Raw genomic sequence first — 15748 nt, 5'->3', positions numbered from 1 at the left:
AACCGCTCTGTGCCAAATTTTTCGGCGCATTTATAGGCCTCGGCGGGCTCTTGTCCCGGCGCACAAAAAAGGCGGCCTAAGGCCGCCTTTTCGTTTCATCGCTGATCGGCTTAGTCGAGCCGCCCGCTGGCGTGAGCGAGCATGGTGTAAACCTTGCCGGTATCGGATGTCAGGTATGTCTGGCCCAGCATATTGTCGCGATCGTTTCTGGACACCTGTGCCAGCAGCTGTTCAAAGTCCGACACGTAGCGTTCAACAGCCGTGCGGAACTCCGGATCGCGCGAGTATTTCTGACGGATTTCGTCAAAGGTCTGCTGTCCCTGGAGTGTGTAGAGACGGCGGGTGAATACATTCCGCTCTCCGTCCCGATACCGGTTCCAAAGATCAATGAAGGTCTCGTGATCGATCGCGCGGGCAATATCGACGGACAGCGAATTCAGGCTTTCAACCGTCTGTAACGGCGTGCGTGCCATGCTCGTGTCGACGCTTGCGTCATCGTCGCGGGACGCTCTGCGCAGAAGATCGGCGACCCAGCCCTTGCCTGCAGGATTACCGCCCTGAGGCTGTGCCGGCTGCTGGCGGCGGGTTTCCACCGGGCGTTGTTGCGTCGGGCGCGGGTCGGCGGCAGGAGCCGCCTGCTGCGGTGCGGGCTCCGACGGCACATAGCTCGCTTGTGGAGCAGGCTGAGGCGCAGGGGCTGCGGAGGCAGCCGCCTGGGCCTGCGGACGCGAGATGTCGAGCGAATTGGATTGTTTGGCAACAATCTCCGAGAGTTCCGTCAGAGCGCGGATCTGTTCGTTGACCACTTTGCGCAGCGCAGCGGAGGACTCCTCCGCTTCGTCCGGCAAGTTCAGAACACCCTGTTTCAATTCGCTGCGGGTTGCCTCGAGTTCGCGATGAACCTCGCGGGCAACATCGCGCATCCGGGCGGCCGCATCGTTGAAACGATCCGACGCGTCGCTGACGGTGCGGGTCATTTCGGAAATGATGTCGTCCTGGGCCGAACGGATAGCGTCGCGGGCTTTCTGCCCTTCCATTCCAGCGGTCATGCGCATGGATTCGAACTGTTCGGCAACCTGTTTGGATGCTGCTTCTGCCGCCGCGCCAAGCATGTTTGCAGCTTCGCGTGCGCGGTCGTCAGCAGATTCCAGTGTGTCCGACAGGGTCTGAGTGAAGGACCGCATCAGCGAGTCGACTGCTTCCGTCTTCGCCAGGAGAGTGTCCGCGACTTCTTCGATCGCCGTGCGGCGGTCGGAAACGCGTCCTGCGACGGAGGCATTTGTGTCTTCCAGATGGCGTGCGGCGCGGGTCAGCTCCTCGGACTGGTCGCCGAAGCGATTTGTGAGGTTCTGAATATCCGCAAGCGTGGTCTGTGTGACATCGCGCAGGTTGGAGACCTGCTCGTCGATAAGCGACGTCGTCTGGTTGGTTTCCTGGACCGCGCGATCGACCGCGGACCGGAACTCGCCGGCCCGGCGGGCGAGATTGCCTTCGACTTCGTTGAGATTTTCCCCAGCCGCCGAAACAATTCCCTGAAGGTTGGCGTTGGATTCCTCAACCTTGTTGAGAATGTCGGTGACATCGGCCTCAAGACGACGCTTGGTGTCTGTGAGCAGGCTTGCGGCCTGATCGCTGCGCTCGCTGATGCTGGCGATAATCCGGTCGCCGGCTTCGACGAGGTTCCGCGTGGCATCGAGACCCGTGTGGGCAAAGGTCTCGGTGACGTCGCGCCCTTTGACGGTAATGGCATCGAGGATTGCCCCGTGCACCTCGGAGAGGCGGCCCGTAAGATCGTTGGCGCGCGCTTCAATGGCATTGATGAGGTCGTTGCCGTCCGTGCCGACAATCCGGGCGAGTTCGCCGGAGCGCTCACCGAAGGCCGCATTGAGCGCCGTTGCCTTTTCGAGCAGTTCGTTGGCGACATCATTGCCCCGGCCAACCAGAAGTTCCGCGGCTTCGGAAACTGCGCTGTTGACGCGAGCGCGGACCATGCCGGCTTCGCTCGACATCTGTCCGCGAATTTCTTCCAGCGTGCTCGTGAGGGTCAGGCGCGCCTGCTCGCTTTCGGCAGACAGGTTGCCGGAGATCTCGGCGATGAGCCCTGAAAGATCGCCACGGATCTTTTCGCTTTCGCCCGTAAGCGAGCCCGTGAACTCTGCAAGCGTACCGGCGTAAAGCGTGCGTGCCTTCTCGCTTTCTGCGGCCATGGCCCGTGCTGCGTCGCTGACTGCGGACAAGACCAGCTCACGGATCTTGCCGCTTTCGCCGGACATCGCGCCTGTTGCCTGGTGCATGGCGTTGCTGACCGTGTCGGCTGCCTTCTGGCTTTCGCCGACAAGGACGCCGCGGGCTTCGCCGACAGAACCTAGAACAATCTGCCGCATCCGATCGCCTTCACCAGCCAGCTTCTCGGTTGCCTGGTTAAGGGCGGTGTCCACGATATCGACGGTCTTGGTGCGTTCATCGGAAAGAGACTGAACCGCAGCGGCGACGGCTTCCTGCACGACGTCGCGAAGACGGGTGCTTTCCGTCGACAGGGTTGCTCCGGCTTCCGAAATCACGGTCGTCAGAATATCACGTGCGCGCTCGCTTTCGCCCGTGAGCGTGCCGGAAATGCTCTCAAGGCGCTCATTCAGGAGCGTTTCGAGCTGTGTTGCGCGGCTGTCGAGCGTTTCAGCAACCTCAAACACCTTGGCGCCGAGCGACACGTTGATCTCCGCAATGCGCTCCGACAGCGAATCTGTGAGTTGTTCGCTCTGCTTACCGAGCACGTTGCCGGCTTCGGACAAGCGGTTGTCGAGCGCGCTCGTCATTTCGTCCTGACCTTCGACAAACGCCTTGGCAATTTCCTTCGTTCTGGAAATCAGGGTCTCGGAAATCTGACGGGCACGCGCATCAAGCGTCTCGTCGATGCGATCCGTACCGCTTGTCATCGAGGCAGACAGGAGTTCCGCCTTTTCGGCCATGGATGCGGCCGCACCATCAACGCGATCGGAGAGTGTCTGTCCGATTTCCGTCGCCCTTTCGGCGAGGTTGTTGCCGGCGTTCTCAATGCGTTGACCCAACTGCAGGGTGATGGCATCGGAGCGGTCTGCCAGAACATCGGTGATATTGCGCGTCTTTTCTTCCAGTGCGTCGCTGATGCCGGTGGTCCGGTTGTCGATGGCGTCCGCAAGGATCTGGGTGCGTGTTTCCAACGTCGCTTCGAAGGAGGCTGTGCGCTGGTCAAGGGTCAGATCTAGCGTGTTTATATGACTGCCAAGCGCCTGATCCATGGTCGTAATACGTTCGCTCATGGAGCGGTCCATCGAGGACACCCTGTTTTCCAGGGTTGCGTCCATCGTGGTGACCCGTGCACCGAGCGATGTGTCCATGGAGTTGAAACGGCTTTCCAGCGTGGTGTCCATGAACGAGATCTTTTCACCGAGGGACATGTCCATTGACGCAAAGCGCTGTTCCAGTGACGCATCCAGCGTGCTGATGCGGTCGGTAAGCGTCGCATCCATGGAGGTGAACCGGTGCTCGAGCGAGGTGTCCATGGTACTGATGCGATCGCTCAGCGTCGCATCGATGGCGCCGTAGCGCTGGTCGAGTGATGCGTCCATCGCGGAGATGCGCTCGCCAAGTGCAGTGTCGAGCGAAGCGATGCGTTGGCCAAGCGATGCGTCAAGCGCCGTGCCGCGATCACCGATCGACGCGTCGATTGCAGCCGCGCGCTCAGCGAGCGTGGCATCGATTGCCGCAAGGCGATCTCCAAGGGAAGCTTCGATCTTGGCAGCGTGGCCTCCAAGCGAATTGTCCAGTTCAGCAGCGCGGCTGCCGAGCGTGGCATCGACCGCGCCAAGCCTGTCGCTCAGCGAAGCCTCGATAGCGGCGGCATGGCTCGTGAGGGAAGCATCCAGTGTTGCAGCATGACCGCCGATAGCCGCGTCAAGCCGTGCCGCATGGCCGCCGATTGCCGAATCCGCTTCTGCGATACGGTTGCCCAGGGAAGCGTCCATGGTGTCAATGCGTGTCGCGAAAGTCGTGTCGAGCGTGGACAAACGGGAGTCCATTGCTTCAGACAACAGCAGAGTTTTCGTACCGAAGGCTTCGATCAACTGGCCGCCGCGATCGGAGACCAATGTCTCCAGCTCGGAGAGGCGCGTTGTCAATCCCTCGTGAAGTGCGCCACCGCGGACTTCGAGTGTCTCGGCGATCTGGCCGCTGACCTGAGTGATGTCGTTGGCCACCCGGTCGCCGCGGCTGCCGATCAGTTCGGCAAGCTGTGTGCCCGTTTCGGCAAGCTTGTAGGTGAGGGCATCCGTTTGCTGGCCAAGACCGTGCGCAAACTGGCTGGAAACGCTTTCCAGCGTGTCGCGGAAGCCGACCGTCTGCTGCTCGAGCATGGTTGCCATCTCGTTGCTGCGGGCCGTAAGTCGCTCGTCCAGCTCGGTGCCGTTGATTGAGATAGCGGTGTAGATGCGCTCGGAGATACTGTCCAGCTTCTCCGCGAGTTCGCCACCCCTGACGGAGATGGTCTGGGTGAGAGACCCGGCGGTTTCGTCGAGCTTGGCTGCAATTTCGCCGCCGCGAAGCGACAGGTCGACAACGATGCTTTCGCCGGTACCGCGCAGGATTTCGGCAACTTCCGTTGACCGGCCTGACAGCGTTTCAACGATTTCAGCGCCGCGAATGGAAATCGTGTCCGTGACCGCCTGGCCGCGTTCAGAGATACTTTCAACAACGCGCGAACCGGTGGCCGCCAGAGACTCGTCCAGATTGGTGACCCTGGTATCAACCGTGGTGACAAGTTCCTCGGTCCGCGTCGTGATCGTGTCGATCAGTCGTCCGGAAGTCAGCGACAGGTTGGCGTTGATTTCCTCACCGCGCTTGGTAATGACATCACCGACCGTGACACCAGTGTTTTCCAGCGTAGAGCGGAATTCCTCGGCCTTGTTGTTCAATGTCGCAATAACGGACGTGCTGGAAGAAGCCAGCGTTTCGTTGATCTCCGTGCCCCGGTCAGAGAGGGTTTCAACGAAGGCGTTTGCCGTTTCGGCAAATCGCTCGTTGACCTGGTTGCCACGGGCGGAGAGTGTTTCCCACATGGTCGCGCCGGTCTCGGAGAGATTGTCGACCAGTTCGTGCCCGGTCAGGGACAGGCGGGACACGTAATCTTCCGCGCGCACTGTCAGATTGTCGACCAGCTCGTTGCCGGACGCGTTGAGGGTTGCCCCGAGAGATTCAATGCGTGAATCGACCGTAGAAGTCAGTTCCGCGACGCGGTTGTTGACGGCATCGATCATACGCTGGGAAGCCTGATCAACTGTTTCGCCAAGCTCGCCGGAAGTGCTTGAAAGCTGGGAAGAAAAGTTTTCGTGCGCCCCTGCGATCGTCTCCCGGACGCGCTCGGCATTGATCACGATGGATTCCCGCTGGCTGACCAACTCCTCGATCAGGGCGCGGATCTTCAGTTCATTATCATTGTAGGACCGTTCAAGTGACGAGACCTCATTATGAACGAGGACCTCAAGCTCACTTGCACGGGCAATCGCGCGTTCAATACCGTCCCCCATGGCGGCAACCTCGCGCCGAATGGCCTGGCCGACGCTCAGGATGGATTCCTTCGCCATGTCTTCCGGTTCGGCAAGGCGCAGGGCCACTTCGGTCATGCCGCGGGCGACGATACGCATTTCCTGCGCGCGCCAGATCATCATGGCCATGATGAAGAAGAAGATGATCGGAACCAGGATGCCGACTGCGGCGAGAAGCATTTCGGGAGACGAGAACAGGGCTTGCGGATCGCTGAAAGAAACCACCTTGTCGGAGAAGGCAGACATGAACAGGCTGCCGCCGAGCGCTGCCCAGACGATGCTCAACGCGAGAGCGCCCCAAAACGGAGCTGAGGACGGCCGGCGCTGCAGTGCGTAGATCAGGTTCCCGATATTGCGGCGATCGTCATTTGCGGCCGGCGGACGGTTGCTGCGACCACGTCTGCGTGAGGAGCGCTGCTCTTCTTTTGAGCTCGTACCCTGGGGCGATGACTGAGGCTTTGTCTCCGGCTCTGTTTCCGCTTCCTTGCTGACGGTGGCCGCTGAAGTGTTTTCATCAAAATTGAAAGTTGCGTCTGGACCGCCAAAATCCAGCTTGAGCGCTTCTTCAACTGCTGAAAGTGCTGCTTCCGCCGGATCTTTAGCCTTTGTCGGATTTGCCATTTAGGATCGCCTCACGTCCGTACTCATTACACGCCGGTAAACTCGCCTGCTAACGCAAGCTATTGTATTCCATACTCACTGGATGCGTCACCTCGCGGTTACCGCTGGACTTAACTCAACCGCAAAATCGTTGTTTGGGAGGGCCGCCGCTGACCGACCGTCCAGTTTTTCCAGACGGTGCTCATCCCAACCTTGCCGCATCAGCAACTGTAATGGCACAATCTCTCCTAACGAACAAGAAACAGCAATGGCATGAATCACTTAGGGGGCGGTTTCGATGCCGGAATCAAAGAAAAATAACGTAGCGGAAGCAAATTCAGGCAGTGACGTTCAGCCGACCCTCAAGGTTGGAAACCTGACGGCTGCACAAAAGCGATGGTTGAAAAAAGGGCTGGAACAACCCGGCGGCAAACTTCCCTTGTTCGATGAAAACGGACGCGAGATTCCGGCGCGCACCATTCGCGCCTGTATCGACGCAGGGTGGGCAGAGCCTTGGTTTTCCAACCCAATCAAGCCCGATTGGCTGGTTTGCAAACTGACCCCTGCCGCATTTGATGCGCTTGCCGCAAGGCGAATTCGCAAAAAAAGTTAACGCTGTTTCGCATTGCAGCAAACATTTCGATAAGCGGAAATGGCGGAAAGACAACGTTTTTCTCAAACGCGATTGTTCCGCCTGAATTGCGTCCGTTAACCAAAAATTCAGTTTTTTGGGGACATTCGCCTGAATCGCCCGATTTCGAGGCCGGTTTAACCGGGCGTTTGGGTCTTCAGCTCACAGTTTTTGACAGTAGAAGCCAGCGGCGAGGTGCCGGATGGTGAATTGTAAGTAGTATGGAGTGCCGTCATGGCCCCTTCATCCATGGCCCGCGTCAGCGGCCGCGTGGGTCCGGATGCGCCGATCGACCTGGTGCAACTGGCAACGAACACCCTCGGAAACCGGGATCTCGAGGTCCAGGTTCTGCATCTTTTCAAATCGCAATCCTGTTCGACTCTCGAGCGGCTTTCCAACGAAACAGACAGCAAGGTCAGGCTTGACCTCGTTCACACGCTCAAAGGATCAGCCCGTGCCATAGGAGCCGGGCGGGTTGCGGATGTCTGCGAAAACCTGGAAGGACGCATGAAGCAGACTTCCGACGCGGCCACCGAAGGCCTTGAAGCCGCCGTCGACGAAGCCAACACATATATAAGAGATCTTCTGACCGGCTGACTGATTGTCACATTCGAGGCAGAATTTCCCTGGAAGACGTCGCAGTCCTTGACCTTTGCGACGGAAGCTTTATGTCGGTTCAGCTGAAACCCGCAATTCTAGGCTTGGACGTGACTTATGCCGAAAATCACATTTGTAACCTTCGATGGAAACCAGACCGAGGTAGATGCCGCTGAAGGCACGACGGTTATGGAAAACGCCATTAAGAACATGGTCCAGGGCATTGAAGCGGAGTGCGGCGGTGCCTGTGCCTGCGCAACGTGCCATGTTTATGTCGACGATGCCTGGAAGGACAAGACCGGAACGGCAGAGCCGATGGAAGAAGACATGCTCGATTTCGCGTATGACGTGAAACCAACCTCGCGCCTGTCATGCCAGATCAAGGTCACACCGGAACTCGATGGACTGGTTGTCCACGTGCCGGAGCGTCAGGCTTAAGCAGCCGCTTCTTTCCGAAATCCAAAACCCGCCGGTTCCGGCGGGTTTTTTGTGACCTTACTCCGCGGGCTGAGTAACCCGTTTCCGGAACCAGAAGTCGACCTCGCGCCCGTCTTCCGGATCGCTTGGGATCAGCGATGCCAGCACAAGGCTGACTGCTGCCATGGCCGCGCCTGCCAGGAAGACAGCAGCAGGTGATATCAGCCAGACAAATCCAAACAGAACCGGAATGAACACTGCCGCGATATGGTTGATCGTGAAGGCAACGCCGGCGGTCGGTGCAATGTCGCGCGGATCTGCGATTTTCTGGAAATAGGTTTTCATGGCGATCGCGATTGCGAAAAACGCGTGGTCGACCACGTAAAGGGCGGCAGCCACCCACGGGCTTGAGACAAACGCGTAGGCCACGAAAACACCGATCAGCCCGATATATTCAAAGATCAGTGCCTTACGCTCGCCGAAGCGAACGATCAGCTGGCCGATTTTCGGCGCAAGGATCATGCTGAATACGCCGTTGATCAGGAACAGCCCGGCGATTTCATGAACGTCATATCCAAAGCGTTCGACCATCAGAAATCCGGCGAACACCATGAAGATCTGGCGACGGGCGCCGCCCATGAACGTCAAAGCATAGTATAGCCAGTATCTTCTTCGCAGGATCAGTTTCTTGTGCTGCGGCACGCCCTCTCTGAAGTGAGGGTATGCCAGCATCAGAAACGCCAGGACAACAAGCGTCAAACCGCCGGCGATCGCAAAGACCACTGTGAAGGAGAGGTGAAAGGTCTCCCAGGCAAAGTAAACGAGCCCATAGGCGATCAGGGCGGCGAAAGAACCGACCGAAATGATCTTTCCCATCGTCGCGGCGGCCGTCGCCTTGGGCAGCCACTGCAGCGATAGCGACTGGGCCATGGTTTCGTAGTAGTGAAACCCGATCGACATAATCAAAGTGGTGACGTAGAACCCGATCGCGGTTGGAAAGTAACCGGTAATGGCAACGCCAATCCCCAACAAGAGAAGCGATGCATAGGCGAGCGTCTGTTCGCGCATGACCAGCAAAAGATAGACCGCGAGAAAGCTTAGGAAGCCGGGAATTTCGCGGATCGATTGCTGAATACCGATCTCGCGCCCGGTAAAATCGAGTTCCTGAACCGCGAAATTGTTCAACAGGTTCCACCATGCCGCAAAGGACAACTGCATGGCGCCGGCCATGATCATGAGAAGAACCGCCGGCGACCGCCAGCCTGTCACTTCATCCGGGTGAGCGTTTTGTGTGAAGTAGGTCATTCCGTAGCCATTCTTGAAACATATCTTGGCAGCGCTGCTGTTTGCTTCTAAACGCGATTGGAGCTTGCGTGTTAGCGCTGTTTTGTCATGATATGTTTCCCAGTCGCCAAAATCTGATGCGCGACCCCAGATAATGAAGCGAACCAGAGCGTAGTCTCATGAGCATTCATCCCGAACTGGCTGAATTTCCGACGACCGAAATTGCCGCGCCGCTGATCGGCTATGCGAAATCACAGCCCCGAGGGGCACTCAATGACTGGCACGCACATGATGCCGCGCAGCTTTTTCACGTTGTCAAAGGTTCTCTGGCAATCGATACCGAGCATGGGACTTTCTTTGCGCCACCGGAGCGCGCGGTCTGGCTGCCACCGCGTGTTGCACACCAGACGCGGTATCTGACCGACACCGACCTCAGATATGTGTATGTGCAAATGGACCACACTCACGATCTGCCGCAAACGCCGCAGGTGATCCAGGTAACAACGCTTCTTCGTGCGCTTATTCTGGAATTCATGTCTTATCCGCGGTCTCAGACGGAGCAGGGGCCCGCGGCGCGGATCGCAGCCGTCATCCTGGACCAGCTCAAGATGCTGCCCGCCGCTCCGCTGCAATTGCCGATGCCGCGTGATGCGCGGCTGCGCACCTTGTGCGAAGCGATCATACGCTGTCCCGCCAATATCCCTTCGCTCGATGAAGCCGCGCGCCGCAGCACTGTTTCCGTGCGATCTTTCGAACGACGTATGAAAGCCGAAACGGGCCTCAGCTTCAGAACCTGGTGCAGGCAAGTCAAACTTTTCAGGGCACTGGAGCTTTTGGCTTCGGGCCGGTCTGTTTCCGATGTCTCGCACAAACTCGGCTATGAAGGCCCAAGCGCCTTTGTTGCAACATTCAAAAAAGCGTTTGGTGTAACCCCTGGCCGCTATTTCTCCGAAGGTGATTCGAATTCGTAATTGTGAACAAAATGAATCCATCTGGTCCCCAGAAAACCACCTGATTTTCCGTTCGGTCACCCTTTTTAACCGTGTGCAGCCCTAGGTCTTTATCGGCGATCTATTTGAAACAGGACGCGTACGAAAAATTGAAGTGTACGTAAGGTAAAGCTTAAATTGCACAGGTACCTCCATTTCATCAGAGGTCCAAAATCAAACACTTTTTGAATATTATTCTCAAAAATTATGACCTACGTGTTTTCGCGTACCGCTTCGAAATTACCTTGAGTAAGAACAGAATTACTTGAAGTGAGTTGGTGGTAAATATTTATTTTTGGATCAAATGCATTCTATAGTTGTTTCCTTTTTTGTATGGTTGTTTGATCAGTTTAAGTACTTAGTTTTTTTTTAATAAGTACAAACAAGCATCGGTCCCAGTGTGTGGTGCTGATGAGAGAAACTTTCATGACGATTCAAAACAAGATTTTGTCCGGTGTTGTCTTGATGGCAGTCCTGGCAATTGTTTCCGGTGGTGTGGGGTTATGGCAGGTCAAAAAGATCGAAGGTCAGATCAACGAAATCTCGGATGTCGTGACGCCTACGATCGAAACGGCCGACGACGTTGTTTACTACGCAACGGAAATGCAAAAACTGATCCTGGAAATCCTTGCGGACGAAGAGCCGGAGGATGTGGCCGAGCTGCATAAAGAATATCAGCAGGCGGTTGGCAACTTTGAACTTGCGGTTGAAGAACTGGACGGAATCATCGTCGACGAAGAGCTGCAAAATACGATCGATTCCCTGATAGACGAAAAACTCGCTCTCTTTGCGGCAGCCGACGCAATGTATGTGTCCCATGGCGACGAGTTGAAATTCGAAGCTCTTGCGGAGTCCCAGCAGGCCGAAATGGACGAGCTCGGCGACCGAATTGCAGACCGGCTTCTGAAACTCTCTGAAAGCAACGAGCAGGAGATGGCCGCCGCCGAGGAGCAGGGCGACACGCTTGTGGCGTCCGGCGAGGCGACAGCCGAGGGCTTGAACCAGATTCTGGGAGATCTGTTTGAGCGCGAATATCCGATGGTCGAAGCTGCTTTGAAACTGCGCTCCCTCGTCAACGCCATCGAAGCCTCTGTCGGCGAAGTGATGGCAGAGGAGAACCCTGACAGGATCGACGAACAGCGCGCGGCTTTTGCCGCCGTCGCAGGCGAAGCGGATCAGTGGCTTGCCGCGCTTGCAGAATATTCCGAAACCGATGCCGATCGTGCCGATATCGCGGACCTGACAGGAGACTTCGCCAACTGGGTCGCCATGGCCACGGCACCGGACGGGGTGTTCGACACTCACTTCAAGATGTTGACCAACGAAGGGATTGCCGACCTCAAGGCTGAAGAGGTTGACCAGGTCGGCGACGAGCTCGTCGCCCAGATCAACCAGGTCATCGACGTTGCCGACGCTTTGGCCGACGGAGCCGACGAAAAGGCGGCCGTTCTGGTCAATACGGCGACCATGATCCTGCTGGGACTTGGCGTTGTCTCGCTGGCAACGGCCGGTATTCTCACCGTAATTGTCATGCGCACGGCAATCCGCCCCCTGAAAGACCTTACGGAGGTCATGTCAAAGCTGGCGCAAGGGGAACTGGACCTCTCGGTTCCCTCGCAGGGGCGTCCTGATGAAGTCGGGCGCATCGCCGATACTGTTGAAGTTTTCCGGCAGAGCGGCGTAGAGCGTATACGGCTTGAGAAAGAGGCTTCAGAAGCCAATCAGGTGCAAAGCGAGCGTCAGGAGCGGGTCGATCAGCTGATCACGAAGTTCCGCGAGAAAATGAGCTCACTGCTTTCGATGATCACGCATGACAGCGGTGACATGAAGAGTGCGGCATTGACGCTCAACCAGATCGCGGAAACGACGGAAACCACAACACAGGGCGCTTCCGCGTCTTCAAGTGAAGCCACGGCCAATGTGGAAACCGTTGCCGGTACCACGGAAGAACTGACAGCGTCCGTGCAGGAGATCAGCGGACAGGTTGCCCGTGGGCTGAGCCTGGCGAACAGCGCAAGCAAGGACGCGGACAGCGTCAATGTTAAGGTGAAATCGCTGGCGGAAGCCGCACAGCAGATTGGCCAGGTGATTGGAATGATCTCCGACATCGCGGAGCAGACCAATCTTCTTGCGCTCAACGCGACGATCGAAGCTGCGCGTGCAGGCGAGGCCGGCAAAGGATTTGCGGTGGTTGCCTCCGAAGTCAAGTCGCTTGCCGAACAAACTGGGAAAGCGACGGAACAGATTTCTCAGCAGATCACGACCATTCAGGCCTCCACGGAGGAAGCGGTTGTCGACATTGGCGGCATTGCGACGTCCGTCTCCGAGATCGATGCCTTCATGACGTCTATCGCTGCGGCAATCGAAGAGCAATCCGCTGCAACGCAGGACATTGCCCGGAACGTGCAACAAGCAGCCGAAGGCAACAAGGCGGTCAGCAGTGGCATGGAGCAGGTCAGTTCTGCAGTGACGGAAACGAAAAGCTCAGCAGACAGTGTTCTTAGCTCGTCGGAAAACCTTGCCGAGAGGTCTTCCGAGATCAGCGAAGAAGTCGACACCTTCCTGCAGGCGGTGGAGGCGGCTTGACGGTTACAACGTAACAGCACTGCTTCAATATTCGGCGTCCGGAAACGCCGTTGGCCAAGGCGCCGGCTTTTTGCCGGCGCCTCATTCGTTTGCACACGGTATCTGCCGCACGATCGCCGTCTCTTCGCGCGTCTAGTGTCTGTGCACTTCGTGCTCCCCGGGGATCAGCAACTTCGATTGATCTGTCTCATGGCGTACCCACTCTGCAGGGACCAAGACTATGTCAAACAGTTTTGGAGAAACGCCATGTTCAAGAAAATCCTCGTACCAGTCGATCCGGCGGAACCCGGTTTTGCTCAGGAGGCGCTTTCAAAAGCCGCCCAGATGGCGCGTGATTATGGCGCCAAGATCCATCTGACGGCCGTCTCCCCTGAAGTGCAAAGCTTTGTCGCCACCCAATTGCCGGATGGCTGGCAGAAGCGTACCTTTGACCAGACGATGGTCATTCTCGACAAGATCAAAGGGGATCTCGATCTGCCGGATGATGCTGTCGACTCAGTCGTGAAAATGGGCAGCGTCTACCATGAGATAATCGAAGAAGCCGAAGCATCCGGGTGTGACCTTGTGCTGATGACATCGCACAAACCTGGCCTGAGCACCTATTTCATTGGTTCGAACGCCGCCCATGTCGTGCGGCATGCTCCGTGCTCCGTTATGGTTCTGCGCGGCTGAAAAACAGGCTGATCAGTCCTTTCGAGTCAACAGCATTTCGATGGCAGCGTACCGGAAGGGATACAGGTCGGGATCTGCCCGCAGGAGCTCTTCCGCGCGGGCATAGATCCGGTCGATCAGCCCGTTCTTGCCGGGGACTGCCGACAAGGCATTGGCAAGCACGGCTTCCGTAAACGCTCTGAAGAAATTGGTGTAAGCGCTGGCATAGGCCTTCAGGTCGCCGTTTTCCTTGAATTGGTCAACGAAAGGGACGGCAATTTCGTAATCCTTTGTGTCTTCCAATTCGAAAAGACCCGCAGTCTCGTATTGCGGGTCCAAGACCGGCTCCGTCAATTCCGATAGGCGGCGCATGTAGACCGGCTGATAATAGTGATCGTAGGCCCCTTTCGGAAATTCACCCGTTTCGACAAAGCTGAGCACGGCGTCGTTGAGAACGTCGTAAATGCCGTCGCTGGTACAAACGTCCTCTGTCGCGCCGAAGACCTGCACCAGCAGCTTGCCGCCGGGTACAAGCTCCTTTGCCCTGACCCTTAAAAAGGCCTCAACGTCTTCGTTCGCCTGCTTTTTGAACGCAAGCCCGTTTTCCTGCGAGACGTAGCCGTTGTTGCGGACCTTGCTCGGGCCGTTGGGCTGTATATAGCCCGGCAACGTCTCCACCGGTCGCCGGGACAGGAAGCCGATGGCATTGAAGGTCATGGCGAGATGTACACTGCTGTCGGGGCGGAGCTGATCATACATGGAGCCGCCGACGGCAGAGGAAAAGACCCGATTGCTGCCGAAAACGGATTGACCGTGGGGGCGCAGGTTCAGGAAAAGCGTCGAAAAGTCGTTTGTCGGCAGATCCGAGTGGACGGTCTGTATCGGCATGGATGTGCGCGGAAGCAGGGTTTTCAGTGCCCTTTCCATCACCGCAACGGAGTTTCGACCCTCCGAACAGCCATAATCGGCGAGCGTGATGACTTGAGAATCTTCAAGCGGCACAGTCTTTGCGGCGTGGTCCAGGGTTGGCAACACCGCTTCGATCGCATTCCATTGGGTCGTTGAATTGGCGTCGTAGAAGCCGTGACCGGTCATTCCTGAAGTGGTCGCATGACTGTCCGGATCTATGACCGTGGCGTACTGGGAAGGGGGAACGGTTTTGCCGTCTGTCATCTTGCAAGTTCCTTCATGGCCTCGCTCAGGCCTTCCACTGTCATCGGGAACATGCGGCCTTCCATAAGCTCGTTGAGCATCTTGATGGAATGCGTGTAGTGCCAATGCTCTTCGCGAACCGGATTGAGCCAGACCGCACTTTTGTAAAGACCGGTGACACGCTGCATCCAGGCTGCTCCCGGCTCTTCGTTCCAGTGCTCGACCGACCCGCCCGCATAGGCAATTTCATAAGGGCTCATGGACGCATCCCCGACGAAGATGATCTTGTAGTCGGACGGGTACTTATGGAGCACATCCATCGTGTCGATGCGCTCCGTGTGGCGTCGGCGGTTTTCTTTCCAGACATATTCATAAAGGCAATTGTGGAAGTAGAAGTGCTCCATCACCTTGAATTCTGATCTCGCCGCCGAAAACAGTTCCTCGCAAACGCGGATATGGTCGTCCATCGACCCACCGATATCGAAAAACAGGAGCACCTTGACCGCATTGTGCCGCTCCGGGCGCATCCTGATATCGAGAAGGCCTTTGTGCGCGGTTGAACGGATCGTGTCATCAAGATCGAGTTCTTCGGCAGCGCCTGTGCGGGCGAAGTTGCGCAGCCGCTTGAGCGCGACCTGTATGTTCCGCGTTCCCAGCAACTGGGTGTCGTCGAGATCCTTGAAATCGCGCTTGTCCCAAACCTTGACCGCCCGCCGGTGCCGGCTTTCCTTCTGGCCGATGCGCACGCCCTCGGGATTGTAGCCGTAGGCTCCGAAAGGCGAAGTGCCAGCGGTTCCGATCCACTTGTTGCCGCCCTGATGCCGTTTTTCCTGCTCCTTGAGCCGCTCGCGCAGGGTCTCCATGAGCTTTTCGAAACCGCCAAGTGCTTCGATCTCGGCTTTTTCTTCTTCGGTCAGATGTTTTTCGGCGAGTTTTCGCAGCCATTCTTCCGGAATGTCGGTTGCGGGAACCTCGCTCATGAGGTCCAGTCCCTTGAAGACGTGGCCGAACACGCGGTCGAACTTGTCGAGATTGCTTTCGTCCTTCACGAGGGAGAGGCGCGCCAGATAGTAGAAATCCTCGACGCTCCGCTCCGCCAAATCCTTTTCCAGCGCATCCATCAGGGTCAGGTATTCCCGAAGCGAAACGGGAATGCCGGCAGATTTCAACTCGGTGAAGAAGCTTATGAACATAGGCTGAAACTAGCGGCCGGGCATGGACGTGTCGAGCGGGGATTCATCGCAGCAATTCTTTGGCTCGATTGC

General features: G+C 57.2%; 10 protein-coding genes. 6 read left to right on the top strand and 4 right to left on the bottom strand.

Features of this window, described 5'->3' with window-relative positions:
• Positions 1-110: 110 nt before the first annotated feature.
• A complete protein-coding gene (locus ABVF61_RS03685; RefSeq protein ID WP_353992178.1) occupies positions 111-6197 on the bottom strand; it encodes an apolipoprotein A-IV repeat region-like domain-containing protein in 6087 nt (2028 codons plus the stop codon).
• A gap of 277 nt (positions 6198-6474) precedes the next feature.
• Here ABVF61_RS03685 and ABVF61_RS03680 point away from each other — a divergent pair, with 277 nt between their 5' ends.
• From ABVF61_RS03680 to ABVF61_RS03670, 3 genes are all read left to right on the top strand, one after another.
• Positions 6475-6789, top strand: coding sequence for a hypothetical protein (locus ABVF61_RS03680; RefSeq protein ID WP_353992177.1), 315 nt, complete (start codon positions 6475-6477; stop codon positions 6787-6789).
• Positions 6790-7041: 252 nt separating this feature from the next.
• Positions 7042-7404, top strand: coding sequence for an Hpt domain-containing protein (locus ABVF61_RS03675; RefSeq protein ID WP_353992176.1), 363 nt, complete (start codon positions 7042-7044; stop codon positions 7402-7404).
• Positions 7405-7521: 117 nt separating this feature from the next.
• Complete coding sequence (locus tag ABVF61_RS03670) at positions 7522-7842, top strand: 2Fe-2S iron-sulfur cluster-binding protein (RefSeq protein ID WP_353992175.1); 321 nt, start codon at positions 7522-7524, stop codon at positions 7840-7842.
• A gap of 57 nt (positions 7843-7899) precedes the next feature.
• Here the strand turns inward: ABVF61_RS03670 and ABVF61_RS03665 are convergent, their stop codons facing one another.
• A complete protein-coding gene (locus ABVF61_RS03665) occupies positions 7900-9126 on the bottom strand; it encodes an MFS transporter (protein ID WP_353992174.1) in 1227 nt (408 codons plus the stop codon).
• A 158-nt stretch (positions 9127-9284) separates the two neighbouring features.
• Here ABVF61_RS03665 and ABVF61_RS03660 point away from each other — a divergent pair, with 158 nt between their 5' ends.
• From ABVF61_RS03660 to ABVF61_RS03650, 3 genes are all read left to right on the top strand, one after another.
• Positions 9285-10076 (top strand): AraC family transcriptional regulator, encoded by a 792-nt coding sequence (locus ABVF61_RS03660; RefSeq protein ID WP_353992173.1) that lies wholly within the window; start codon positions 9285-9287, stop codon positions 10074-10076.
• Between the two features lie 444 nt (positions 10077-10520).
• A complete protein-coding gene (locus ABVF61_RS03655) occupies positions 10521-12680 on the top strand; it encodes a HAMP domain-containing methyl-accepting chemotaxis protein (protein ID WP_353992172.1) in 2160 nt (719 codons plus the stop codon).
• Between the two features lie 246 nt (positions 12681-12926).
• A complete protein-coding gene (locus ABVF61_RS03650; RefSeq protein ID WP_353992171.1) occupies positions 12927-13352 on the top strand; it encodes a universal stress protein in 426 nt (141 codons plus the stop codon).
• 12 nt (positions 13353-13364) lie between these two features.
• Here ABVF61_RS03650 and ABVF61_RS03645 read toward each other — a convergent pair whose 3' ends face one another.
• Both ABVF61_RS03645 and ABVF61_RS03640 read right to left on the bottom strand, forming a co-directional pair.
• Complete coding sequence (locus tag ABVF61_RS03645) at positions 13365-14504, bottom strand: class I SAM-dependent methyltransferase (protein ID WP_353992170.1); 1140 nt, start codon at positions 14502-14504, stop codon at positions 13365-13367.
• Positions 14501-15676 (bottom strand): vWA domain-containing protein, encoded by a 1176-nt coding sequence (locus tag ABVF61_RS03640; RefSeq protein ID WP_353992169.1) that lies wholly within the window; start codon positions 15674-15676, stop codon positions 14501-14503. Before ABVF61_RS03640 ends, ABVF61_RS03645 begins: the two co-directional genes overlap by 4 nt.
• Positions 15677-15748 lie beyond the last annotated feature (72 nt).

This window comes from Roseibium sp. HPY-6, from assembly GCF_040530035.1.
Classification (GTDB): Bacteria; Pseudomonadota; Alphaproteobacteria; order Rhizobiales; family Stappiaceae; genus Roseibium.
Note: the sequence above shows the minus strand (reverse complement) of the source record. Positions and strands in the feature narration are given on the sequence as shown.

Bases quoted from the DNA above. Each gene is read 5' to 3' on its own strand.
- ABVF61_RS03685 (WP_353992178.1), bottom strand. From the start codon at position 6,197: ATGGCAAATCCGACAAAGGCTAAAGATCCGGCGGAAGCAGCACTTTCA.
- ABVF61_RS03680 (WP_353992177.1), top strand. From the start codon at position 6,475: ATGCCGGAATCAAAGAAAAATAACGTAGCGGAAGCAAATTCAGGCAGT.
- ABVF61_RS03675 (WP_353992176.1), top strand. From the start codon at position 7,042: ATGGCCCCTTCATCCATGGCCCGCGTCAGCGGCCGCGTGGGTCCGGAT.
- ABVF61_RS03670 (WP_353992175.1), top strand. From the start codon at position 7,522: ATGCCGAAAATCACATTTGTAACCTTCGATGGAAACCAGACCGAGGTA.
- ABVF61_RS03665 (WP_353992174.1), bottom strand. From the start codon at position 9,126: ATGACCTACTTCACACAAAACGCTCACCCGGATGAAGTGACAGGCTGG.
- ABVF61_RS03660 (WP_353992173.1), top strand. From the start codon at position 9,285: ATGAGCATTCATCCCGAACTGGCTGAATTTCCGACGACCGAAATTGCC.
- ABVF61_RS03655 (WP_353992172.1), top strand. From the start codon at position 10,521: ATGACGATTCAAAACAAGATTTTGTCCGGTGTTGTCTTGATGGCAGTC.
- ABVF61_RS03650 (WP_353992171.1), top strand. From the start codon at position 12,927: ATGTTCAAGAAAATCCTCGTACCAGTCGATCCGGCGGAACCCGGTTTT.
- ABVF61_RS03645 (WP_353992170.1), bottom strand. From the start codon at position 14,504: ATGACAGACGGCAAAACCGTTCCCCCTTCCCAGTACGCCACGGTCATA.
- ABVF61_RS03640 (WP_353992169.1), bottom strand. From the start codon at position 15,676: ATGTTCATAAGCTTCTTCACCGAGTTGAAATCTGCCGGCATTCCCGTT.